18 protein-coding genes and 1 pseudogene are annotated in these 21,836 nt (G+C 65.0%); 8 read left to right on the top strand and 11 right to left on the bottom strand.

Translation table 11 applies throughout. From position 1 onward, the window contains the following. Window positions 1–14 precede the first annotated feature (14 nt). The 10 genes from ABID59_RS20210 to ABID59_RS20165 form a co-directional block, all read right to left on the bottom strand. On the bottom strand, window positions 15–1,592 hold the full coding sequence (locus ABID59_RS20210) for a Do family serine endopeptidase (protein ID WP_354084510.1): 1,578 nt from the start codon (window positions 1,590–1,592) through the stop codon (window positions 15–17). Between the two features lie 206 nt (window positions 1,593–1,798). After that, entirely contained in the window at window positions 1,799–2,278 is a 480-nt protein-coding gene (locus ABID59_RS20205; RefSeq protein WP_354084509.1) for a cytochrome c-type biogenesis protein, read from the bottom strand. A 4-nt stretch (window positions 2,279–2,282) separates the two neighbouring features. Continuing rightward, window positions 2,283–4,265: a heme lyase CcmF/NrfE family subunit gene (locus tag ABID59_RS20200; protein WP_354084508.1), complete on the bottom strand. Its 1,983-nt coding sequence runs from the start codon at window positions 4,263–4,265 to the stop codon at window positions 2,283–2,285. Then, window positions 4,262–4,771, bottom strand: coding sequence for a cytochrome c maturation protein CcmE (gene ccmE / locus ABID59_RS20195; RefSeq protein ID WP_354084507.1), 510 nt, complete (start codon window positions 4,769–4,771; stop codon window positions 4,262–4,264). The genes ABID59_RS20200 and ccmE overlap by 4 nt, the downstream gene beginning before the upstream one ends. Window positions 4,772–4,808: 37 nt before the next feature. Continuing rightward, a complete protein-coding gene (ccmI, locus tag ABID59_RS20190; RefSeq protein WP_354084506.1) occupies window positions 4,809–5,924 on the bottom strand; it encodes a c-type cytochrome biogenesis protein CcmI in 1,116 nt (371 codons plus the stop codon). A 131-nt stretch (window positions 5,925–6,055) separates the two neighbouring features. Further along, complete coding sequence (locus ABID59_RS20185) at window positions 6,056–6,325, bottom strand: hypothetical protein (protein ID WP_148751995.1); 270 nt, start codon at window positions 6,323–6,325, stop codon at window positions 6,056–6,058. A 100-nt stretch (window positions 6,326–6,425) separates the two neighbouring features. Beyond that, window positions 6,426–7,829, bottom strand: a complete 1,404-nt coding sequence (locus ABID59_RS20180) for a hypothetical protein (protein ID WP_148751996.1) — start codon at window positions 7,827–7,829, stop codon at window positions 6,426–6,428. 146 nt (window positions 7,830–7,975) lie between these two features. Beyond that, window positions 7,976–9,352, bottom strand: a complete 1,377-nt coding sequence (locus tag ABID59_RS20175; RefSeq protein WP_148751997.1) for an ATP-binding protein — start codon at window positions 9,350–9,352, stop codon at window positions 7,976–7,978. A gap of 106 nt (window positions 9,353–9,458) precedes the next feature. After that, complete coding sequence (locus tag ABID59_RS20170) at window positions 9,459–10,133, bottom strand: response regulator transcription factor (protein ID WP_354084505.1); 675 nt, start codon at window positions 10,131–10,133, stop codon at window positions 9,459–9,461. Between the two features lie 241 nt (window positions 10,134–10,374). Then, window positions 10,375–10,530, bottom strand: a complete 156-nt coding sequence (locus ABID59_RS20165) for a hypothetical protein (RefSeq protein ID WP_187434935.1) — start codon at window positions 10,528–10,530, stop codon at window positions 10,375–10,377. A gap of 235 nt (window positions 10,531–10,765) precedes the next feature. On the opposite strand from ABID59_RS20165, the gene ku reads away from it, so the two are divergent. From ku to ABID59_RS20125, 8 genes and pseudogenes are all read left to right on the top strand, one after another. Then, the gene (gene ku, locus ABID59_RS20160; protein ID WP_148751998.1) at window positions 10,766–11,764 is read left to right on the top strand and encodes a non-homologous end joining protein Ku; all 999 of its coding nucleotides are present in this window, start codon (window positions 10,766–10,768) and stop codon (window positions 11,762–11,764) included. 58 nt (window positions 11,765–11,822) lie between these two features. Beyond that, window positions 11,823–12,059 (top strand): hypothetical protein, encoded by a 237-nt coding sequence (locus ABID59_RS20155; RefSeq protein WP_148751999.1) that lies wholly within the window; start codon window positions 11,823–11,825, stop codon window positions 12,057–12,059. A gap of 188 nt (window positions 12,060–12,247) precedes the next feature. Then, the gene (locus tag ABID59_RS20150) at window positions 12,248–12,430 is read left to right on the top strand and encodes a hypothetical protein (RefSeq protein ID WP_354084504.1); all 183 of its coding nucleotides are present in this window, start codon (window positions 12,248–12,250) and stop codon (window positions 12,428–12,430) included. 202 nt (window positions 12,431–12,632) lie between these two features. Further along, window positions 12,633–12,797 carry a Flp family type IVb pilin gene (locus ABID59_RS20145; RefSeq protein ID WP_148752128.1) on the top strand — a complete coding sequence of 55 codons (165 nt, stop codon included), beginning with the start codon at window positions 12,633–12,635 and terminating at the stop codon, window positions 12,795–12,797. Window positions 12,798–13,196: 399 nt separating this feature from the next. After that, window positions 13,197–13,610: a hypothetical protein gene (locus ABID59_RS20140; protein ID WP_354084503.1), complete on the top strand. Its 414-nt coding sequence runs from the start codon at window positions 13,197–13,199 to the stop codon at window positions 13,608–13,610. Window positions 13,611–14,127: 517 nt separating this feature from the next. After that, a pseudogene (locus tag ABID59_RS20135) lies at window positions 14,128–15,765 on the top strand (thiamine pyrophosphate-requiring protein); the annotation flags it as partial. 95 nt (window positions 15,766–15,860) lie between these two features. Continuing rightward, complete coding sequence (locus ABID59_RS20130) at window positions 15,861–18,347, top strand: GAF domain-containing sensor histidine kinase (protein WP_187434937.1); 2,487 nt, start codon at window positions 15,861–15,863, stop codon at window positions 18,345–18,347. 78 nt (window positions 18,348–18,425) lie between these two features. Further along, window positions 18,426–20,069 (top strand): alpha/beta hydrolase, encoded by a 1,644-nt coding sequence (locus ABID59_RS20125; RefSeq protein ID WP_354084586.1) that lies wholly within the window; start codon window positions 18,426–18,428, stop codon window positions 20,067–20,069. A gap of 6 nt (window positions 20,070–20,075) precedes the next feature. Here ABID59_RS20125 and ABID59_RS20120 read toward each other — a convergent pair whose 3' ends face one another. Continuing rightward, the gene (locus tag ABID59_RS20120) at window positions 20,076–21,665 is read right to left on the bottom strand and encodes an MDR family MFS transporter (RefSeq protein WP_354084502.1); all 1,590 of its coding nucleotides are present in this window, start codon (window positions 21,663–21,665) and stop codon (window positions 20,076–20,078) included. Window positions 21,666–21,836 lie beyond the last annotated feature (171 nt).

Below are 21,836 nucleotides of genomic sequence, written 5' to 3'. Positions count from 1 at the left end.
AGGCTCAGCCCTTGTCAGCCCTTGGCAATGGGCACCGCGACGAAGCGCGACTGCCCGCCGCTCTTCACGCGCATCAGGACGCTGTTCTTGTTGTCGGTCCGCGCCGTGTTGATGGCGTCGCGGACCTCGCCGGCGGTGCTCACGCTCTTGCCGCCGACTTCGAGAATCACGTCGCCTTCCTTGAAGCCGCGCTCGGCGGCCGCACTCTTCGGATCGACTTCGGTAACCACGACGCCGTCCTTGCCGGCGCCAGCCACGGAGTTGGCGGGCGCAACCGTCATGCCGAGCTTCGGCACGTCGGTGCCCTTGCTGGCGCCCTTGCCGCTGTCGTTATCGATGTCGGCCTTGGCCTCGACCGTGTTCGGCAGCTGGCCGAGGGTGAGGTTCACGACCTTGTCCTGGCCCTTGTGCAGCACGTTGAGCTTCACGGACGCGCCGGGCGCCATGCCGCCGATGGTGCGGGCGAGCTCGCGGGCGTCCTTGACGGATTCGCCGTTGACCGTCGTGATCACGTCGCCGGACTCGATGCCGGCCTTGGCCGCCGGGCCATCCTTCTGCGGCTCCGCCACCAGCGCGCCTTCGGCCTTCTTCATGCCGAGGCTGTCGGCGATGTCCGAGGTGACAGGCTGGATCTGCACGCCGATCCAGCCGCGGCTGACAGAGCCCTTATCCTTGAGCTGGGCGACCACGCTCTTCACGGTGTTGGCGGGGATCGAGAACGCGATACCGACGCTGCCGCCGGAGGGCGAATAGATCGCGGTATTGACGCCCATCACTTCACCCTCAGTGTTGAAGGCCGGACCGCCGGAATTGCCCTTGTTCACGGGCGCATCGATCTGGATGAAATCGTCATACGGGCCGTTGCCGATGTCGCGGCCGCTGGCCGAGACGATGCCCGCGGTCACGGTGCCGCCGAGACCGAAGGGGTTGCCGACCGCCAGCACCCAGTCGCCGATCCGCGGCTTGCCGTCGGCAAGCTTGGCGAAGGGGAAGTTAGAGCTACCCTCGACCTTGATCAGGGCGATGTCGGTGCGCTGGTCGGTGCCGATCACCTTGGCGCTGAAGGTCTTGCCGTCGTCGGTGGTGACCTCGACCTTGTCGGCGCCGTCGACCACGTGGTTGTTGGTCACGGCGTAGCCGTCAGCCGAGATGAAGAAGCCGGAGCCCTGGCCCTGCACGACGCGGCCACGGCCACCCTTCTGGCCCGGGAAACCATCGGGACCGCCGAAGCGGCGGAAGAAGCGCTCCATCGGCGAGCCCGGCTGGAACGGCGAGGCGGAATCATCGCCGTCGTCGTTGCTCGCGGTCTTCTCCTTGATGTTGACCTTCACCGAGATCACCGAGGGCTTCACGCGCTCGACGATGTCAGCGAAGCCGATCGGACGCTCGACCTTCTTGACCTCGTTGTTGACCTGCGCGTGCGCCGGGCTGGAGAACAGGTCGGCGGGCGACGTCGTCGGGCTGAAGCCGTGGACGGCGACACCGAGACCGGCGACGACCGAAGCCATCAGCGCGATTCTGCGGGCGGAAAACACGGAACGGCGAGGCTGCCGGTAGGACGGAAGGTTGGTGAGGTCGGGACGATCGGTCATGCAGGTCTCCAGGGCCTTGAAATCCATCTGGTGCCCGGTAGCGGCACCTTACGGACCTGAAGATGGGGATTTGCGCCTTACCGCGCGCTGGCTGCGGGGTTAAACTTTTGTAATGAAGACCGCGCTGGCGTGCGGCAGTTTAGCGCAGACCAAAAGTCGCGATCTTGCAGGAACTTAACGGGTTCCGGCGACGGCGCCGCGCGACCCTAGCGCGATGTCGCATCGTCCGACATCAGGGCGGCAAGCCGCGCCTCTTCCTCGGGCGTCAGCGGCGCCATGACGTCTGTGCCGTTCCGCGAGCGACGCCTAATTTGCCGCCACAATGCAAAACCACCGCCGGCCAGCAGCAGCGGTGCGAGCAGCCACAACAGCAGGGTCTGCCGTTCGAAGCGCGGCTTGAGCAGCACGAACTCGCCGTAGCGGGCGACCAGGAAGTCGAGCACCTGAGGGTTACTGTCGCCGGCCGCGATGCGCTCGCGCACGAGTAGACGCAGATCGCGCGCGAGCGGCGCATCGGAATCGTCGATCGACTGGTTCTGGCAGACCATGCAGCGCAGCTCGCGCGACAAGTCGCGCGCCCGGGCCTCCTTGACGGGATCAGACATGATCTCGTCGGGCTGCACCGCATGCACCGCCGGCGTAGCCAGCAGCATGAGCGCGACGATCGCGGACATCATCCGGCGCATCGCGTCACTCCGCGGGCTGCAGGCGCTGCTTGGCCCGCGCCGGCTTCGGCGCGCCAACCCGCAGGCGTCGGTCGGATAGCGACAGCACGCCGCCGAACGCCATCAGCACCGGCCCCCACCAGATCATGAGCACCAGCGGCTTGTGATAGATGCGCACGGCGATTGCGCCCTCGGCGGTGACGTCGCCGAGCGAGATGTAGAGCTGGCTCGCGCCACGGGTCAAAAGCGCAGCTTCCGTGGTGGAGGAGCCGCGCGTGGTGAAGCTGCGCTTCGACGGCGTCATGACGCTGAGCGCTTCGCCATCCCGACTGACGTTGAACTTGGCAATCATCTCGCGGTAGTTCGGCCCCTGGCGCTCGAGCAGACCGTCGAGCTTCAGGTCATATCCGGCGACCTGCGCGACGTCGTTCGGCTTCATGGTCGCGATATATTCCGTGTTCCAGGTGGTCTCGCAGACGATCCCGATCAGCGCGACGCCGAGACCGGCATGCGCGAACACAGTTCCCCAGGCCGAGCGCGGCAGGCCGCGAGCGCGAAGCAGCGACGTTGCGAACGGCAGACGAAACAGGCCGGTTCGTTCAGCCAGATCCGTCGCGGCCCCGGCGATGACGAAGACCCCAAGCCCGATGGCCAATGGCGCCAGTGCGCTGCCGCCACGCGTCCAGGCCCAGACGATCGCGATCACCACAAGACCCGCCACGCCGGCCGCAAGCAGCCGCTGGGTGACGCCGAGCAGATCGCCGCGCTTCCACGCCAGCATGGGCCCGAACGGCACGGCCAGCAGCAACAGAACGAACAGCGGCACGAAGCTGAGATTGTAGAACGGTGCGCCCACGGACATCTTGAAGTCGGCGAGCACTTCCATCGCCAAGGGATAGAGCGTGCCGAACAGCACGACCGCGCAGGCCACCGTCAGCAGTAGATTGTTCAGCACCAGCGCGCCCTCGCGCGAGATCGGCGCGAACAAGCCGCCCTGCTTCAACGAGGTCGCGCGTCCCGCGAACAGCGACAGGCTGCCGCCGATGAACAGGCAGAGGATCAGCAGGATGAAGACGCCGCGGGTCGGATCATTGGCGAAGGCGTGGACGGAGGTGATGACGCCCGAGCGCACCAGGAAGGTGCCGAGCAGCGACAGCGAGAAGGTCAGGATCGAAAGCAGGATGGTCCAGACCTTCAGCGCGTTGCGCTTCTCCATCACCAGCGCCGAGTGCAGCAGCGCCGTGCCGGCGAGCCATGGCATCAGCGAGGCGTTCTCGACCGGGTCCCAGAACCACCAGCCGCCCCAGCCGAGCTCGTAATAGGCCCAGTAGGAGCCCATCGCGATGCCGAGCGTCAGGAATATCCAGGCGACCAGTGTCCACGGCCGCACCCAGCGCGCCCAGGCCGCATCGATCCGCCCCTCGATCAGCGCCGCGATCGCGAACGAGAACGAGATCGAGAAGCCGACATAGCCGAGATAGAGCATCGGCGGATGCACGGCGAGACCGATGTCCTGGAGCACAGGATTGAGGTCGCGCCCCTCGATCGGCGGATTGACGATGCGCAGGAACGGATTCGAGGTGATCAGGATAAAGAGATAGAAGGCGCTCGCGATCCAGGCCTGGACCGCCAGCACATGCGCGCGCAGCGACAGTGGCAGATTGTTGCCGAACGCCGCGACCAGCCCCCCGAACAGCGCCAGGATCGACACCCACAACAGCATCGAGCCTTCATGGTTTCCCCACACGCCGGTGATCTTGTAGATCAGCGGCTTCATGGAGTGGGAATTCTCGTAAACGTTGGCGACGGAGAAATCCGAATTCACGTGCAACGTCACGAGCGCGATGAACGAGGCGCCGACGAACACGAGCTGCGCCAGCGCGGTGGAACGCGCCACGTTCATCAGCGCGGAATCGCGCAAGCGGGCGCCGATCATCGGCACGAAGGACTGGATCAGCGCCAGCGCGAGCGCCAGCACCAGCGCGTAATGCCCGGCTTCCGCGATCACCGCACCGCTCCCTGCGAATTGCCCTGCGCCGTCGTGGCGGCAGGCCTGGCGCCACCAGAAGCCTGGGTGCCGTAATCGTCCTTCCAGTGCCCTTGCTTCTTCAGGGCATCGGCCACGTCCTTGGGCATGTAGGTCTCGTCGTGCTTGGCCAGCACGGTGTCGGCCTTGAACACGCCGTTGGCATCAAGCGCGCCTTCGGCAACGACGCCCTGCCCTTCGCGGAACAGATCGGGCAGGATGCCCTTGTAGGCGACGGGCAGCTTGGCACCGCCGTCGGCCACTTCAAACGTCACCGCGAGATTGTCGCCACGCTGCAGCGAGCCCGGCTGCACCAGGCCGCCGAGGCGAAAACGCTTGCCGGGCTGGACGTGGTTTTCGGCCACCATGGTCGGGGTCGAGAAGAACACAATGGAGTCGCGAAGTGCGTTGAGCACCAGCGCGGCTGCGAGCGCGAGCACGGCGAGGGAGCCGCCGATGATGGTCATACGTCGCTGCTTGCGCGTCATGGCTTATCCGTTCTCCGCTCGTCTCGTGCCGCGCCTGTCATCCGTCGAGCCCGAGAGTCTTGAGGCCTTCGTTGAGCTGGCGCAACCGCTCGGAATCCTTGGCGACGGCCTGGCGGGCATCGGTCGAGGCGGCCTGCGCCTTGTCGCGATCGCCCATCACCAGATAGGCGCGCACCAGACGTAGCCAGCCCTCGACATCGTCGCCGTTCTGCTTGAGGCGCGTGGCGAGACGGTCGACCATGCCGCGGACCATCGCGTTGCGATCGCCGTCGTTCATCTCCTTGGACGCTGCGATCGTCTCGTCGGACAGCGCCGGCATCGTCACGCCGCCACCGCCGACCCGCGCGAGCGAGGTCTGCACCAGCGGCCGCCACGGCGCATCCGCGGGCGCTTTCGCCAGCAGCGCGCGCCAGATATTGGCCGCGTCATCCTTGCGGCCGTCCTGCTCGGCTGCGAGCCCGAGGAAGTAATTCGCCTTGGGATCGTCGGCGTTGAGCGCATGCGCACGCTCGAACTCGGTCTTGGCCTCCGCCGTCACCACGCCGCTGGCAGCGGCCGTAATCGCCTCGCCGAGATCGGAGCGGCGCTCCGCGCTCTCGCCGTTATAGGTGATCGAGCTGCGATAGGCGCGCACGGCGTCGTCGAAGCGGCCAAGCCGCTCCAGCACCGGCGCGAGCACGTTCCAGCCGCGGCCATCGGTCGGATTTTTTTCCAGATGTTGCTGGACCTGCACGACGAGGTTCTCGAGCGACTGCGCCATGCCGGACCCCGCCCCACGCTCCCGCTGCGCTAGCGGGAAGTCGCGAAGCGCGGGCGATCCGAGCGGAACGTAAACTGCGGCCGCCACCAGAGGCAGGCCGACCAGCGCCAGCACGGCGGCCGCGCGGCGCCATTTCAGACTGGATGTCAGCACGAGCCCAGACTCGCTGCCGGCGGCGGCGAGCAGCCTGCGGCTGATCTCGACGCGCGCTGCCTCGGCTTCAGGTAGCGCGATCAGTCCTGCCGCGAGATCACGCTCGATCTCGGCCAGCTGATCCTTGTAGACCGCGACCTCGCTGCCTTGATTGTCAGGACGCGCGCCGCGGCCGAGCGGCCAGAGCACGGCGAATATCGCCGCGACCGTCATCAGCGCGAACACGAACCATAGCGTCATCTGGCAAGCTTCCGGCAGCGCGCGAGCCGCGCCTGTAGGTGGCTTTACACCACGGCCGGACGATGCGGCAATTGACAATTGTCAATTTGGTGCGAGCGCACATAGTCCCGAAATGGTGAAAATCCAACGGCTTAGCTGATCTCGAAGTCCACGCTTCGAGCGGCGTCCTCGCCATGCCCGTTGAAGGCCCTCAGGAAATATGTTCCCGGCTCGATTGCCTCAGGCAATCTGATGCGCAACGCCCCGACCGGAACGGGCGATGCAACCCTGGTGACGGTTTCGGACAGTTGCCGACCGCTTGTCTTCTCGACCAGCACCACCTTCGCGCCGACCATCAGCCTTTGATATTTGGCAACAATGACGCGGTTTTCGATTTCGATGGAGCTGATAACGGGTTTCATGCGCCCACAGATAGAAATTCCAGAAGCTTGCACGGGGACCGTAGGGCCCGCGACCGGCAGCGTCAACTACAAATTGTGATTACGGAAAAATGCGCTTGGATCAGCTTGCGCGGGTCGATTTGCGCTCGCCCGTCGCCGCGTTCTCTGCCGCGCGGCTCATCAGCGAGGCGTAATCGTTGCCAAACAGCACCTGGCAGAAGCGGATCGCGGCCTGCACCTGCTGCTGCCGGTAGGTACGGACCTTGTGATCGGCAGCGCGCAACGACTGCACCAGCTGCTCGGTCGACCGTTCCACATATTGCTGCAGGTCGGAATAGGTGCGCAGCGTCACCTCGTTGATCGCGAGCTCACTGGCATAATTGCGGCAGGTTGCGACGAAATCGATCAGCGCCACGGTTTCCTCGACCTCGGTGCTGTCGATCCGCGCGCCCGGCGGAATGTCCTTCTCGGGGCGCTGGCGCAGGATGCGGCGGACGCGGCCGGGAACGTTGTCGATCTCCGACTGCAGCGCGTTGGAGATGTCGGCCCGAATCGAGGTCAGCTGCTTGCCCCAGGCGGAATCGTTGCGCAGGTCGAGCTCGGTGCGCAGGCCGCGGACGCCGTCGTGCAGCGCTTTCAGATTGTCGGCCACCGTCTCGAAATGGCCGCGCTTGATGTCCATGCGCAAATTGGCGGCGACCCGGGCCAAATCGTGCAGGGCTATCGTGACGGCCACGCCGTACGGCGTCGCCGCGACGCGGATCTCGTCGTCGGACGCGGCGATCTTGATGGCGAGGCGAATGATCTGCCACGGCGCGGTCATGCGCTGGACCACCACCGACAGCGCAAATGGCAGCATCTGCGGGGTCTGGAGCACGGGAACGTTGAGCGCAGCGGTCACCGAGGCGATCTGTGGATCGCCGAATGTCCGCAGGAAGCGCGGCAGCTTTTCATTGAGCGTGCCAATGGCCTCGCGAACGGCGAGCACGGCGCCGATCGAATAGAGGTCCTCGATCACGCTGGGCGGACCGACACGGGCGAGCGCGCGCGACTTGTCGCCGCCGCCGGGCCCCGTCAGCTCGAAGATGGCGTGCGCAGCCACGGCCTGGAGCTTGAGCGCCAGCGCCTCGACCTGCCCCGCACTGTCCGACGCCGGCATGCGCGCCAGCGCCGCCTCGAATTCGTTGATCTTGTCCGGGGCGCCGTCGCGGCCGAGCCATTGCCAGATCGGATGGAGTGCGGAGCGGCGGATCTGTCCGACCCGGGTCGGGGCGCCAGCCTCGACCAGGAACGGTTCCAGGATCTGGAACAGCAGCCGCGACAGATCGTCGGCGCGCGGCGGCGCAACTTCGTCGGCCTCGGTCTTGCGCACGATCTTGCGCAGCTGCTCGAGCACGAGGGTTGCGACCGCGGTGTCCTGGCCGCGCTCAAGCGCGCGCTCGAACTCCCGCATCAGCAGCGCCTGCGCTTGCGGCGGGAGCTGCGCGAGATATTCCCTCAGCCGCTCGATCGATGTCTGGCTCATGCGCCCGGGTAATGCACGGTAAGTGGCGGACGAGGATGCGTCCTCTCCGATCATAGCCGGGTGCGCCTTAAGAAGCCGTTGAGGAAGTCGCTCCGAATACCTCCGGTTTCGTTCGGAAGCCAAAATAATCGTTTGAGATCAGAGGATTATACTCCCGGCAGCACCAGCTCGGCCCGTAGACCCCCGATCGGGGCGCTGCCGAGCGACAGGCTGCCGCCATAGAGCGCGGCAAGATCGGTCACGATCGACAGCCCCAGCCCGGAGCCCGGCTTGGACTCGTCGAGCCGCTGGCCGCGCCGGGAGACCTGGGCACGCTCGGCCTCCGAGAGGCCGCGCCCGTCGTCATCGACAATGAGCCGGAGCCTGGGGCCTGCGCCGGCCTGCTGCGAGGCCTCCACCAGCACCTCGATGAAGACGCGCGAGGCCGCCCATTTGCAGGCATTGTCGACGAGATTGCCGACCATCTCCTCCAGATCCTGCCGCTCGCCGCGGAATTTCGCCGATGGATCGGCCTCGGCCTCGATGGCAATGCCGCGGCCGCGGTGGATCTTCTCCATGGTCCGCCGCAACGCCTCGATAGCGGGGGCAACCTCGGTCACGGTGCCGACGATCGAGACGCGGGCCGCGATGCGGGCGCGCTCCAGATGATGGGCGAGCTGGTTGCGCATCACATCCGCCTGCTCCATCACCTTGGCCGCGAACGGATCGGCCGCATGCGTTCCGGCCTCGTTGACGATCACCGACAGCGGCGTCTTGATCGCATGGGCGAGATTACCGACATGGGTTCGCGCTCGCTCCACGATCTCGCGATTGGCGTCGATCAGCGCGTTGGTCTCGCGCGCGAGCGGCGCGATCTCGACCGGGAATTCGCCCTCGAGCCGCTCCGCCCGTCCGGAGCGGATGTCGGCAATGGATTCCGAGATGCGCTTGAGCGGGGCAAGGCCGAAGCGAACCTGGAACACGGTGGTCAGCAGCAGCACGATGCCGAGCGCCGTGAAGGTGCCGCCGAGATAGTAGTCGAAGCTGCGCGTCTCGTCGAAGATCTCGGTATCGTCACCGGCGACGCTGACCAGGTATTTGCCGTCGGCGCCGAGATCGACGGGACGCTCGACCATGCGCAGATTCTGCCCTTCCGGCCCGTCGACATAAGCGAGGCGAATGCCGGCCGCGGTGAGCTCGGTGCCCTGCTCTTCCAGCTTCGGCAGCTTCTTGTCCCAGAGCGAGCGCGAGGACCGCACCTCCGGCTTCTCGGTGTCGGTGCGCGTGATCTGCCAGTACCAGCCGGACAGTGGCAGCTCGAACAGGGGCTCGCCAAGCGATTGGAACTGGCGATCCGGCGGCTCGTCCGGCGTCGCGACCTCGGCGATCAGGGTACGGAGATAGAGGTTGAGCCGGCGGTCGAAGGCGCGCTCGGTCGCATTCTTGTAGACCGACGACAGCACAACACCCGTGATGGCCAGGATCACCACGAGCCAGGCGGTCGCCGACAGGAACAGGCGGTTCGCAAGCGAGCTGGCGGGCATCGGAATGATCCCGGAGGCGCGAGGTGGCGGCATGGCGTCGGCGGTCATGACCGGACCAAGGCCCGTGTAGGCGCGGCCGTCAAGCCAAGATCCTTCGAAAGCCCCCTTAAGCGCCCGGCGCCGGCGGCGGGGTCAGGAGATAGCCGAGGCCGCGGACCGTCTGGATGATGTCGACATCGAGCTTCTTGCGGATGCGACCGACGAAGACTTCAATCGTGTTGGAGTCGCGGTCAAAATCCTGGTCGTAGAGATGCTCGACCAGCTCGGTGCGCGACACCACCCGCCCCGAATGGTGCATCAGATAGGCCAGAAGCCGATATTCGTGCGAGGTCATCTTGACGGGATTGCCGGAGACGCTGACCCGGCCGGTGCGGGTGTCGAGCGTGACCGGGCCGCAGCTGAGCTCGCTCTGGGCATGGCCGGTGGAACGGCGCAGCAGCGCACGGATCCGCGCCAGCACCTCCTCCAGGTGGAACGGTTTTGCGACGTAGTCGTCGGCACCGGCATCAAAACCCTGGACCTTGTCGCTCCAGCGGTCGCGCGCGGTGAGGATCAGGACCGGCATGGTGCGGCCGTTGCGGCGCCAGGCTTCCAGCACCGAGATGCCGTCCCGCTTCGGCAGGCCGATATCGAGCACCACGGCGTCGTACGGCTCGTTGTCGCCGAGATAATGCCCCTCCTCCCCGTCGAAGGCGCGGTCGACGACATAGCCGGCGTCCGTCAGCGCCTTGGTGAGCTGACGATTGAGATCGGGGTCGTCCTCAACAACGAGCAGGCGCACGCTTCTCTCCGAAATGACTGCATCAACTACGCCACAGATGATCAATCCCGGCGTGAACTGAATATGAACGCGGGGAACCGGCCGCGTTATTTTTTGGTCATATACTTGGTCATAGACGATGTGTTCGCACCAGACGCGACTGCGCCCGCCAGGCCACCGGGCGAGACCTGTGGCATGGCGGGCGCAGTGTGCCGCGTTAGCGGCTGAGTCGGAAGGTCCGCCCTTCCCGCTGAATTGTCCGTCAGGTCCGGAAGAACACGAACCAGATGACGGCGAGGATCAGGATCGCAAGCCCGGTTGAGATGGCGAGCAGCGCCGCCACCGACGGCCCCGGCTCGCCCTGGCGCGCCTCGGTTGCAGTTTCAACGATCTGACGGTCCTCGCGCGTGCGTGCCATGGTGGCCTCAATCTCTGAACGTCGCCTCCGCTGACCGCGAACTCATCACGGCCCTGTGTCCGGGGCCAACGCCCGATCCGATACGATGTTCCGGTCTTTTGCCAGTCGATCGGGCCGAACCGCACGGTCAGCGGCTGGTTAACGCAGTTGCAAGATTCCGCACTGACCCATGTAGGATTCGGTGTTCCCCGATGGTATCGTCATAAGCCTGTCCCTGTTGCGTTTGGAGTAACCCATGGCCCCCCGTGCCAACTGGAAGGGTTTTTTGCGCCTCTCGCTCGTGACCTGCCCGGTCGCGCTGTATCCGGCCACGTCGGATACCGAGAAGGTCTCGTTCAACCAGATCAACCGCAAGACCGGCCACCGGATCAAATATCTCAAGGTCGACGCCGAGACCGGTGACGAGGTGACCTCCGAGGACATCGTCAAGGGCTACAAGGTCGACACCGACACCTACATCGAGGTCACCAAGGACGAGCTCGACGACATCGCACTGGACTCGACACACACGATCGACATCGACGAGTTCGTGCCGAAGACCGATATCGACAACCGCTATCTGATCCGCCCCTATTATCTCGTGCCGGACGGCAAGGTCGGCCACGATGCCTATGCGGTGATCCGCGAGACCATCCGCAGCATGGACAAGGTCGCGATCGGCCGCGTGGTGCTGACCAATCGCGAGCACATCATCGCGCTCGAGCCGCTCGAGGCCGGGCTGATGGGAACGCTGCTGCGCTATCCCTACGAGGTGCGCAGCGAAGGCGAATATTTCGACGACATCCAGGACGTGAAGCTGACGAAGGACATGCTCGACCTCGCCAAGCACATCGTCGAGAAGAAGTCCGGCGCGTTCGAACCCGAGCTGTTCGAGGACCATTACGAGAGCGCGCTGATCGATCTCATCAACAAGAAGCGCGCGGGCGCGCCGATCGCGGCCAAGTCCACACCGAAGAGCGGCGGCAACGTCATCAACCTGATGGACGCGCTGAAGAAGAGTCTCGCCAGCGAGAAGGATGTAGCCCCCGCAGCGAAGGTCGCCAGGGAGACGGTCAAGGAAACCGCCAAGGATACCGCCAAGGCCAGGAAGCCGAAGAAGCGCGTCGAAGGCCAGCGCGAGATGCTGCTGCCGATCTCGGGCAAGGGCGGCAAGGAGGCCGCGGCAAAGGAAGCTATATCGAAGAAGGCCGACAAACCGGTGCGCGCGACCACACGGACGAAGAAGGCCGGCTGACGACCTCGCATCACCGATCGCGCCGTGACGTCTCCCCTCACCGACCGGGCTGCCTGACATGCCCTGGTCGACGCCGTTCGACGATCCGATCAACTTGCGCGGCGGACGCCGGCTCCGCACGCTGCAAGAGGCCGCCGACTTCATCATGCAGCTGCCCGCAGCCGAGCAGCAGGAGCCGCGCTGGCAGACTGCGATCGAGATGCTGATCAACGCGGCGGAAACCGGCGGCGGCTGGCTGATGTTCGCGCGCGTTGGGATGCTGCGGGCGTTGAACACGGACGGCCGCCGTGGATAAGCCGCGACCGGCATGCTTGACGATCGGTTGACGAACAGCCTCAACAATCCGTTAAGCGGCGCGCTTCCCTTTCGCACGATCATGTCATCGTGTCGCACCGAGTATTCCTACGGGAACCAAAATTAACCTCCGATTCCCCTTGCTCGCCCCATGGTCCGGCGTTCGATTGAGCCAGGGTTCGCACCTTCGTGCCGCAGCAGGACGCCAGAAAGAACTACATCGGCATCGTGAGTGACACGACCGAGGAAGAGCGCATCGCCGACACTGCCGCGCGCGTGCAGCCGCATGTGGTGGGCTATCTGGTCGGTTGTCTCGCGGCTGCGCTGGGACGCGCTCGCAAGGGCGCGCTGGAACGCACCACCAGGAGTTGAGGCGGGCCGGCTTCCCCTCATTTGAATTGGATAATGAAACCTTCGTTTAACGGCTATTACGTTAAGACACAGCAGGCAAGGTTCGGCCGAGCCTTGCCTATTTCGAGCCCGGCCTATTTGACGCGCGCAAATGCGCGCCGACCACTTTACCGGTTTGACAACGCCGCGCGCCTACATTGGATCGGATCAAGAGGAGTTGGCGATGGTTTTGCTTAGGTCTTTTCTTGCCGATGAAAATGGCGCCACCGCGATCGAGTATGGCCTGATCGCCGCCGGCGTCGCGCTTGCGATCGTGACCATCGTGACCAACACGGGCAGCGTCCTCCTCAGCAACAAGTTCAACTCGATCAGCGCAGCCACGAAGTAGTTTCGTGATTGCGAGCGCAGCGTGGAGTGGGGACGGCGTAATCGCCGTTGACAGCCACCTGCGTGGAGCGACATGTCTCTCCACCGCCATTGCGAGAAGCTCGCGACAAAATTGCGCAGCAATTTTGCGCTGATGCGACGAAGCAATCCAGAATCCTTCCGCGGAAAGATTCTGGATTGCTTCGCTCCGCTCGCAATGACGGCGTGCGGAGAGGCGGCACAGCTCTGACAACTGACATTTCCAATTGTAGACACACCTCCGCATCCTCGCGTCGACTTTTAAGGGCGCAGGGACGGCTTTCGCTTCCGCTCTACCCGTCCTACGGGCTGGTATATTTTCAACGGCGCGGCTCGGAGTCATGCTATCAATGGCTGAACCAAAGCTTTTTGAAGGATACGGATGAAAAGCGCGACGCTGCTGGTTCTTGGCTTCGTGTTTGTTGGCGTCTGGTCGCAGGACAGCGCGACAGGGCAGACGTCAGTCGCGCCGCCGGTTTCGCTTGCTCCGCCCAAAGCATCGCCGCCGCGGGCGGGCGCTGGGATTTCGCCGGCAGCGTCTGACAATCGGTCCTCGACACCGGCGACGAACGGACTTTCATTGTCGCCAAATCCAGCCGTCGACTATGACGGCTTCAGCGCCGGCACCGTCGAGGACAATGACACCCCGCATCAGGCGACGCGCCCCACGAAGCCACGCGCAGCAAGGGACTCCAAGACCAATCCGGATACAAAAAGCGTCGCGGGACAGGACCCGATCGACCGGGAAGATGCGGCGTTGAAACGCAAGCTGATGATCTGCCAAAGCTGCAAATAGGCGGTTCCCTCGGAATTTTCCGCTCGCGAAACCGTGAAGAGACTTCGTCAGCCGCGCGGAACGAAATAATCCACCTCCGGATTGAAGTCGCTTTCGAGCGATCACGAAGTCACGGCAATACGTCGCCGAGCTACTGTCTCGACTGTTCTGATTGGGAGAGACAACAATGCAGTCACATCAGGCTTTCGTCGCTCCGGCAATCATCCTCTGTTGCTCGCTGTTGAGCATCGCCACTCTGGTGATGGTCGGAGCGTGGTGAAGTCAGGTTAAAAGTCCATGCGCGAAGAATTCACATCGCTCGCTTTTCTGGCCGTAACCGTGGCCGGGGTCGCGTTACTGGGATCAGGTCTGCTCGCACTGGCCTTGGTAGGATAGGCCGCTCGCCCGCCACGTCCGGCGGCCCGCTCGCGCTGCATAGCAGCCTTCTGCGTGCGAAGCGCCGCTTTACCCTCCCGGCATTTCCTGATCCTCTCTCCCTAATCGGCCGGACCAACCGGCCCGCCACAGGGAGAGAGACGCCATGAAGCTCGGCACCGCCATTGCGGAAATCATGCGGCGCGAGGGGATCGAGATCCTCTGCGGCTATCCCGTCAACCATCTGATCGAGCACGCGGCGAAGGCCGAGATCCGCCCCGTGATGGTGCGCCAGGAGCGCGTCGGTTTGCACATGGCGGATGCGATCTCCCGCGTCACGTCGGGACGCACGATCGGCGCGTTCTGCATGCAGCACGGGCCCGGCGCCGAGAATGCGATGGGTGGCGTCGCGCAGTGTTTTGGCGAATCCGTTCCGGTGCTGGTGCTGCCGATGGGCTATCAGCGCAGGCTTGCGCATATCGAGCCGAACTTCAATTCCAGCGAGGCGATGAAATCGTTCTCGAAATCATCCGAGCCGATCATCCTCGCCGCCGAGGTCGCCAATATTTTCCGGCGCGCCTTCACCAGGCTCAAGAACGGGCGCGGCGGGCCTGTCATCGTCGAGATCCCCGCCGACATGTGGAACGAGGATGTGCCGGAGCCCCTGAACTACACGCCGGTGCTGCGCACCCGCTATGGCGCCGACCCCGTGCATGTCAGGGAAGCGGCCGGCCTGCTCGTCAACGCCAGGCGGCCGGTGATCTATGCCGGCCAGGGCGTGCATTACGCGCAGGCCTGGCCGCAACTGAAACGCCTTGCCGAGCGGCTCGCCATTCCCGTCACCACCAGTCTCGGCGGCAAATCCTCTTTCCCCGAGACGCATCCGCTGTCGCTCGGCTCGGGCGGCCTCGCGGTGCCGCGCGCGGTGCCAAAATTCCTCGCTGAAGCCGACGTCGTCTTCGGCATCGGCTGCTCCTTCACCGAGACCAGTTTTGGCATCGCGATGCCGAAGGGCAAGACCATCATCCATTCGACGCTCGATCCGAACCATCTCAACAAGGATATGGAGGCGAAGATCGGCCTCGTCGGCGACGCGGGTCTCGTGCTCGATGCGCTGCTGGAGGAGATCGGCAAGTCCGTCACGTCGAATCGCGATGCCTCGGCAGTCGCCGCAGAGATCGCGGCTTCGCACAAGGAGTGGCTCGCAAAATGGATGCCGAAACTCACCAGCAACGATGCGCCGCTCAACCCCTATCGCGTGCTGTGGGACCTGCAACACACCGTCGACATCGACAACACCATCATCACCCATGACGCCGGCAGCCCGCGCGACCAGCTCTCGCCGTTCTGGAAGGCGGTCACGCCCCTGTCCTATCTCGGCTGGGGCAAGACGACGCAGCTTGGCTACGGCCTTGGTCTCGCGATGGGCGCCAAGCTCGCAAAACCCGACAAGCTCTGCATCAATGTCTGGGGCGATGCGGCCATTGGCTTCACGGGCATGGATTTCGAGACCGCGGTGCGCGAGCGGATCCCGATCATGTCGATCCTGCTCAACAACTTCTCGATGGCGATCGAACTGAAGGTGATGCCGATCTCGACCGAGAAATATCGCTCGACCGACATTTCCGGCGACTATGCCGCGATGGCGCGCGCCTTTGGCGGCTACGGCGAGCGGGTGACGAGGCCGGAGGATATCATCCCCGCGATCAAGCGCGGCATCCAGAAGACGCAGGAAGGCGTGCCGGTGCTGCTGGAGTTCATCACCAGCAAGGAGACCGAGGTGTCGCGGCCGGGCACGTGAGGCAACCGCAGCTCCGCGGGCGCTGGCTCCGGCCGCAGAAGATGTGATAATCCGGCCTGGTGCCGCGCATGTCGCGGCCTTCAGCCGGAATGCGAATGACCAGCCTTTCCAACGATGCTGCCGGGATCGACGAGCTCAAGCGGCAATTGCAGTCCGCCGCGGCCGAGACCGCGCGGCTGCGCGATCGGCAAAACGCCAGCGCCGAGATCTTGCGCACCATCGCCGCCTCTCCCTCCGATGCCCGCCCCGTCTTTGCGGCGATCGCGTCCAGCTCAAAGCGCCTGCTCGGCGGCTTCTCCGCCACCGTGCTCCAGTTCATCGGCGATGAGCTGCACCTCGTGGCGTTTACGCCGACCAGCCCGGAAGGCGACGAAGGGCTGAAGGCGTCGTTCCCGCGGCGGATCGAGGATTTTCCGACCTTTGCGCTGGTTCGCGGCGGAGAGACGATCCAGTTTCCCGACAGCGAAGCCGACGAGGTCCCGGAGCTCAACCGCGATCTCGCGCGGCTGCGTGGCTTCCGCAGCGTGCTGTTCATGCCGCTGATGAACCGCGGCGAAGCCGTCGGCATGATCAGCGTCACGCGGACCGAGACCGGTGCATTCGCGCCCGATCTCGTGGAGCTGCTCCAGACCTTCGCCGACCAGGCGGTGATCGCGATCGAGAATGCGCGGCTGTTCAACGCCACGCGCGAGACGCTGGAACGCCAGACCGCCACGGCCGACATCTTGAGGGTGATGGCGGCTTCGCCCTCCGACGTGCAGCCGGTGTTCGACGCCATCGCCACCAACGCCAACCGGCTGATCGGCGGCTTCTCCACCGCCGTGCTGCGCTACATCGACGGCGCCGCGCACCTTGCCGCCTTCACGCCGGGCGATCCGGCCGGCGATCGCGTGCTGCAGGAATCGTTCCCGGTGCCGTTGGCGCAGTTTCCGGCCCACCAGCTCACGGCCAGTGGCGAATCGACTCAGCTGCCCGACACCGAGCTCGAGCCGGCCGCACGCGACATCGCCCGCGCCCGCGGCTTTCGCAGCATGCTGTTCACGCCTTTGATGAGCGAGGGTGAGGCCAAAGGCGTCATCATCGCGACGCGGCGGACGACCGGCGCGTTCGCCGAGCATCATGTGCGGCTGTTGCAGACCTTCGCCGACCAGGCCGTGATCGCGGTCAAGAATGTCAGCCTGTTCAACGCCACCAGGGAAGCGCTGGAACGGCAGACTGCAACAGCCGATATCCTCAAGGTGATCGCGGCCTCGCCCGCCGACGTCACGCCGGTGTTCCAGGCGATCTCCGACAGCGCCAAGGCGCTGGTCGGCGGGCATTCCTCCACCGTCACCCGCGTCATCGACGGCGTGCTGCATCTGGCGGCCTTCACCACCGACAACGAGGCCGGCAACGCCGAGCTGCTCAGCACGTTCCCGGCGCCGCTGTCGTCATCAGGCATTCACAGCCGGGTGGCGACCAGCGGTGCGTACGCATTCCGCAGCGACATGCAGAACGAGGCAGACCTGACGGAGGCGATGCGGGAGCTGGCGCGGACGCGCGGCTATCGCAGCATCCTCGTGATCCCGATGCTACGCGACGGCGTTGCGATCGGCACCATCGGCGTGACGCGCCCCGAAGCCGGCCCCTTCCCCGACAAGGCTATCAGCCTGCTCAAGACCTTCGCCGACCAGGCCGTGATTGCAATCGAGAACACGCGGCTGTTCAACGAGGTGCAGGACCGCACGCGCGACCTTGCGAAATCGCTCGACGATTTGCGCGCCGCGCAGGACCGGCTGATCCAGACCGAGAAGCTCGCCTCGCTCGGCCAGCTCACCGCCGGCATCGCGCACGAGATCAAGAACCCGCTCAACTTCGTCAACAATTTCGCCGCGCTCTCGGCCGAACTGACGGACGAGCTGAACGAGGTGCTCGCGCCCGCGCCGCTCGGCGACGATGTCCGCAACGACGTCGACGAGCTGACCGGGATGCTGAAGGACAATCTGCAAAAGGTCGTGCAGCACGGCAAGCGCGCCGATTCCATCGTCAAGAACATGCTGCTGCATTCGCGCGAAGGCGGCGGCGAGTACGGCTTGAGCGACATCAATGCGCTGGTCGAGGAGAGCCTCAACCTTGCCTATCATGGCGCGCGTGCCGAGAAGCCGCAGTTCGACGTGACGCTGAAGCGCGAGCTCGATCCGGCCGCAGGCTCCGCAAATTTGTTTCCGCAGGAGATCTCGCGGGTGCTGCTGAACCTGATCTCGAACGGGTTTTATGCGGTGACAAAGCGTCAGGCGGAGAGCGGCGGCGGCACTTTCGAGCCGGTCGTGACCGCCACCACCCGCGACCGCGGCGACAGCATCGAGATCCGCATCCGCGACAACGGCACCGGCATTCCCGACGACGTGAAGGCGAAAATGTTCAATCCGTTCTTCACGACCAAGCCGGCCGGCGAAGGCACCGGCCTCGGATTGTCGATGAGCCACGACATCGTGGTCAAGCAGCACGGCGGCACGATCGACGTCGCGACGGAGCCGGGTCGGTTCACGGAGTTCACGATTGTGCTGCCGCGGAAGGGCGGTTTTGCGGACAACAAGGGATAGCGTCAGTCGGGGGATGGGTTGACTGGTCTCGCGCGGTTCTTTCGGCGGCAATTGCTCTCGCTGTCCGGCGTCGGCCTGATGCTGGGCGCGCTGTTCTTCGCAGCCGCGCTGACGCCGACGCTGATCCCGCGCAGCTATCTCACGCAAGGGGCGCTGGCCGGCGGCTGCTTTGCGATCGGCTACCTCAGTGGTGTCCTGTGGCGCCGGCTATGGCACTATCTCGAGCTGCCCGAGCCGTCAGCGCGCGCGAGATCTGTTGCGAATGCGCTGGTCGCAATCGGCTGTCTGCTCGTCGTCATCGCCGCCCTCTGGCGCACGACCGCATGGCAGAATGCGATCCGCAGTGTCATGAAGATGGCGCCGGTCGAGACCGCGCATCCGGTGAAGGTCTGCATCATCGCCCTGATCACGTTCGTGGTGCTGCTGGTGCTGGGGCGGCTGTTCGCACTTGTCGCCCGCGTCCTCGCCACGCGCACGGGGCGTGTCATTCCGCGAAAAGTTGCGAACGTCATTGGTGCGCTGGTGGCAGCACTGCTGTTCTGGTCAATCGCCAGCAATGTCCTGATCCGCACGGCGTTCAACGCGCTCGATTCTTCGTTCCGCGAGCTCGATGTCCTGTTCGAGCCCGAACGCCCGCAGCCGACCGCCTCGAATCGGACCGGAAGCCCGGCATCCCTCGTGAAGTGGAAGGAGCTCGGGCGCATGGGGCGCCGCTTCATTGCCTCGGGCCCGACCGCAGGCGGGATCAGTGCCGTGACGGAACGGCCCGCGCAGGAACCTGTGCGCGTCTATGTGGGGCTCGCTGCCGGCGACACGGCGCAGGCGCGGGCCAGGCTCGCGCTTGACGAGCTCAAACGCCAGCACGGTTTCGAGCGAAAGGTTCTGATCGTCATCACGCCGACCGGCACCGGCTGGATCGATCCGTCCGCGATGGATACGGTCGAATATCTCCACCACGGCGACGTCGCCAGCGTCGCGATGCAGTATTCCTATCTCAACAGCCCGCTGTCGCTGCTGTTTCAGCCCGAATACGGCGCGGAAGCCGCGCGGGCGCTGTTCGCGGAAATCTACGGCTACTGGACGACACTGCCGAAGGAGAAGCGGCCAAAACTGTATTTGCACGGGCTCAGCCTCGGTGCCCTCAACTCGGAAAAATCCGCCGAGCTGTTCGAGACGATCGGCGATCCCATTGCTGGCGCGCTGTGGAGCGGTGCGCCGTTCGAAAGCCGCATCTGGCGCTCGATCACCGACAACCGCAATCCGGGCTCGCCGGCGTGGCTGCCTGAATTCCGCGACGGCCGCGTCGTGCGCTTCATGAACCAGAACGGGCCGACGGTGCCCACAGATGCGCCATGGGGCCCGATGCGCGTCGTCTATCTGCAATATGCCAGCGACGCGATCACATTCTTCGCCTACCGCGACGCCTACCACCCCCCGGCCTGGATGAATGCGCCGCGCGGCCCCGACGTGTCACCGGAGCTTAGGTGGTATCCGATCGTCACCATGCTTCAGCTCGCCCTCGACATGGCGGTCGCAACCAACACGCCGATGGGCTTTGGCCATGTCTACGCGCCCGAGCATTATGTCGATGCCTGGGTCGCGGTCACCGATGTCAATGATTGGTCGGCTGATGCGCTGGCGAAGCTCAAGGAGCAGCTTGCGGCAAAAGCGCGGAAGACGAGCGTCGGCAATCTCGACGACGATCCTGATCGTGGCGGATAGAGATCGCTACTCCGCCATCTCGACGGGCTGCGTGGTGGAGGGTCCAGCCAACGGCCGCTCCTCCATCATGATCAGGCAGAGCGAGGCGGTGGTCATGAGCGCGGTCGCGGCCGCAAAGACGTAGCGGAAGGCGTGCCGCATGTCCTCGGTGGGGATCGCCGGGATGGCGCCTGCGGCGTGATGCTCGCCGGCCAGCGGAATATCGGCGCCGAGCGCAATCAGCAGGATGGCGGCGAACGCAGCGACCGTGAACGAGGACATCAGCGAGCGGAAGAAGTTCATCGCGCCGGTGATGGTGCCGACCTGCGGGCGGGCGACCGAATTCTGCAGCGAGACCACGCAGACCGGGAAGGTCGTGCCGAGGCCGAGCGCGAACGCGGCCATCAGCGTCAGCAGGCCCCATAGCGGCAGTGTGGTGACCGTGAGGCCGAGCGCGCAGATCGCGGCCCAGGAGGTGCCGATGATGGCGACACGCTTGTAATGCTTGGCGCGCGCCATGGTGCGGCCCGCGATCGCCGCACCACAGGTCGAGACCGCCGCAAGCGGAATCAGTGCAAGCCCCGCCTCGCTGGCACTGAGGTGGTAGACCGACTCGTAATAGAGCGGCAGCTGCACGGTGAGGCCGGTGATGGCCCCTAACCCGCAGCCGCCGGCGGTCAGCGCGAACGGCGCGACCGATCCCGAGAGCAACGGCAACGGCAGGAACGGCTCGTCGGCGCGACGCGCGTGCCATACGAAGGTGACCGCAAGCGCGACGGCGCCGCCCACCATCGACAGCACGGTCGGCGAGAGCCAGGGATAGCGCGTGCCGCCCCAGGTCAGCACCAGCATGAAGACGACGGCAGAGGCCATCAGCAGCACGCCGCCGAGCCAGTCGACCTTGCGCTTGCGGTGGAACACCGGGATCTTCTTCATCTTCGGCAGCAGCAGCGCGAGCGCTGCGGCTGCGAGCGGCAGGTTGATCCAGAAGATCATCGACCAGTGCAGATGCTCGGCGAACACGCCGCCGATGACGGGGCCGAGAATGCCGCCGACCATCCAGACGCTGGAGAAATAAGCCTGGTACTGGCCGCGCTCGCGCGGGGACACCACGTCGGAGATCACGGTCTGCACGACAGGCATGATGCCGCCGCCGCCGAGCCCCTGCAGGCCGCGCGCCAAAATCAGCATCGGCATGCTCGGCGCGATCGCGCACAACACCGATCCCGCGATGAACAGGCTCAGCGACACGATGATCATGGCCTTGCGGCCGTAGATGTCGCTCAGCGTCCCGAACACCGGCGCGACCGCGGTCGAGGCGAGCAGATAGGCGGTGATGACCCAGGAGAGATTCGAGACATCCTGGAACTGACGGCCGATGGTCGGCAGCGCAGTGGCGACGATGGTCTGGTCGAGGGCAGCCAGGAACATCGTCAGCATCAGGCTGAGTACGATGGTCCGGACCTCGTCCTGCGACAGCGGGACCGGCGGCGCGAGGGAAGGAGCGTCACTCGCGCTGATGACCTCGCCCGGAAGGCGGGTCAGTTCCTCGGCGATCTCGTCGGGCAATGTCTGGATGTCGGCAGATTGGCTGCTCTGCCGTGCGAACTTGTTCATTCGGGCGTATCAGATCGAGCGTGTTGCGGTGCAAAGCCGCGAAGGATTCGTTCTATGAACCCAATCTAGACAGCAAAGTTCTTCTCAGGCAGGCACCGCGGCGCATGGGTGCATCCCGCACCACGGTCATCCCGAACAATTGACTGAGATGGCAGACCGGACCGGTCCGTG

The sequence above is a fragment of the Bradyrhizobium sp. S3.3.6 genome, from assembly GCF_040546905.1.
Lineage (GTDB): Bacteria > Pseudomonadota > Alphaproteobacteria > Rhizobiales > Xanthobacteraceae > Bradyrhizobium > Bradyrhizobium cytisi.
Note: the sequence above shows the minus strand (reverse complement) of the source record. Positions and strands in the feature narration are given on the sequence as shown.

Bases quoted from the DNA above. Each gene is read 5' to 3' on its own strand.
- ABID59_RS20210 (WP_354084510.1), bottom strand. From the start codon at position 1,592: ATGACCGATCGTCCCGACCTCACCAACCTTCCGTCCTACCGGCAGCCT.
- ABID59_RS20205 (WP_354084509.1), bottom strand. From the start codon at position 2,278: ATGCGCCGGATGATGTCCGCGATCGTCGCGCTCATGCTGCTGGCTACG.
- ccmE (WP_354084507.1), bottom strand. From the start codon at position 4,771: ATGACGCGCAAGCAGCGACGTATGACCATCATCGGCGGCTCCCTCGCC.
- ccmI (WP_354084506.1), bottom strand. From the start codon at position 5,924: ATGACGCTATGGTTCGTGTTCGCGCTGATGACGGTCGCGGCGATATTC.
- ABID59_RS20185 (WP_148751995.1), bottom strand. From the start codon at position 6,325: ATGAAACCCGTTATCAGCTCCATCGAAATCGAAAACCGCGTCATTGTT.
- ABID59_RS20180 (WP_148751996.1), bottom strand. From the start codon at position 7,829: ATGAGCCAGACATCGATCGAGCGGCTGAGGGAATATCTCGCGCAGCTC.
- ABID59_RS20175 (WP_148751997.1), bottom strand. From the start codon at position 9,352: ATGCCCGCCAGCTCGCTTGCGAACCGCCTGTTCCTGTCGGCGACCGCC.
- ABID59_RS20165 (WP_187434935.1), bottom strand. From the start codon at position 10,530: ATGGCACGCACGCGCGAGGACCGTCAGATCGTTGAAACTGCAACCGAG.
- ku (WP_148751998.1), top strand. From the start codon at position 10,766: ATGGCCCCCCGTGCCAACTGGAAGGGTTTTTTGCGCCTCTCGCTCGTG.
- ABID59_RS20155 (WP_148751999.1), top strand. From the start codon at position 11,823: ATGCCCTGGTCGACGCCGTTCGACGATCCGATCAACTTGCGCGGCGGA.
- ABID59_RS20145 (WP_148752128.1), top strand. From the start codon at position 12,633: ATGGTTTTGCTTAGGTCTTTTCTTGCCGATGAAAATGGCGCCACCGCG.
- ABID59_RS20140 (WP_354084503.1), top strand. From the start codon at position 13,197: ATGAAAAGCGCGACGCTGCTGGTTCTTGGCTTCGTGTTTGTTGGCGTC.
- ABID59_RS20130 (WP_187434937.1), top strand. From the start codon at position 15,861: ATGACCAGCCTTTCCAACGATGCTGCCGGGATCGACGAGCTCAAGCGG.
- ABID59_RS20125 (WP_354084586.1), top strand. From the start codon at position 18,426: ATGCTGGGCGCGCTGTTCTTCGCAGCCGCGCTGACGCCGACGCTGATC.
- ABID59_RS20120 (WP_354084502.1), bottom strand. From the start codon at position 21,665: ATGAACAAGTTCGCACGGCAGAGCAGCCAATCTGCCGACATCCAGACA.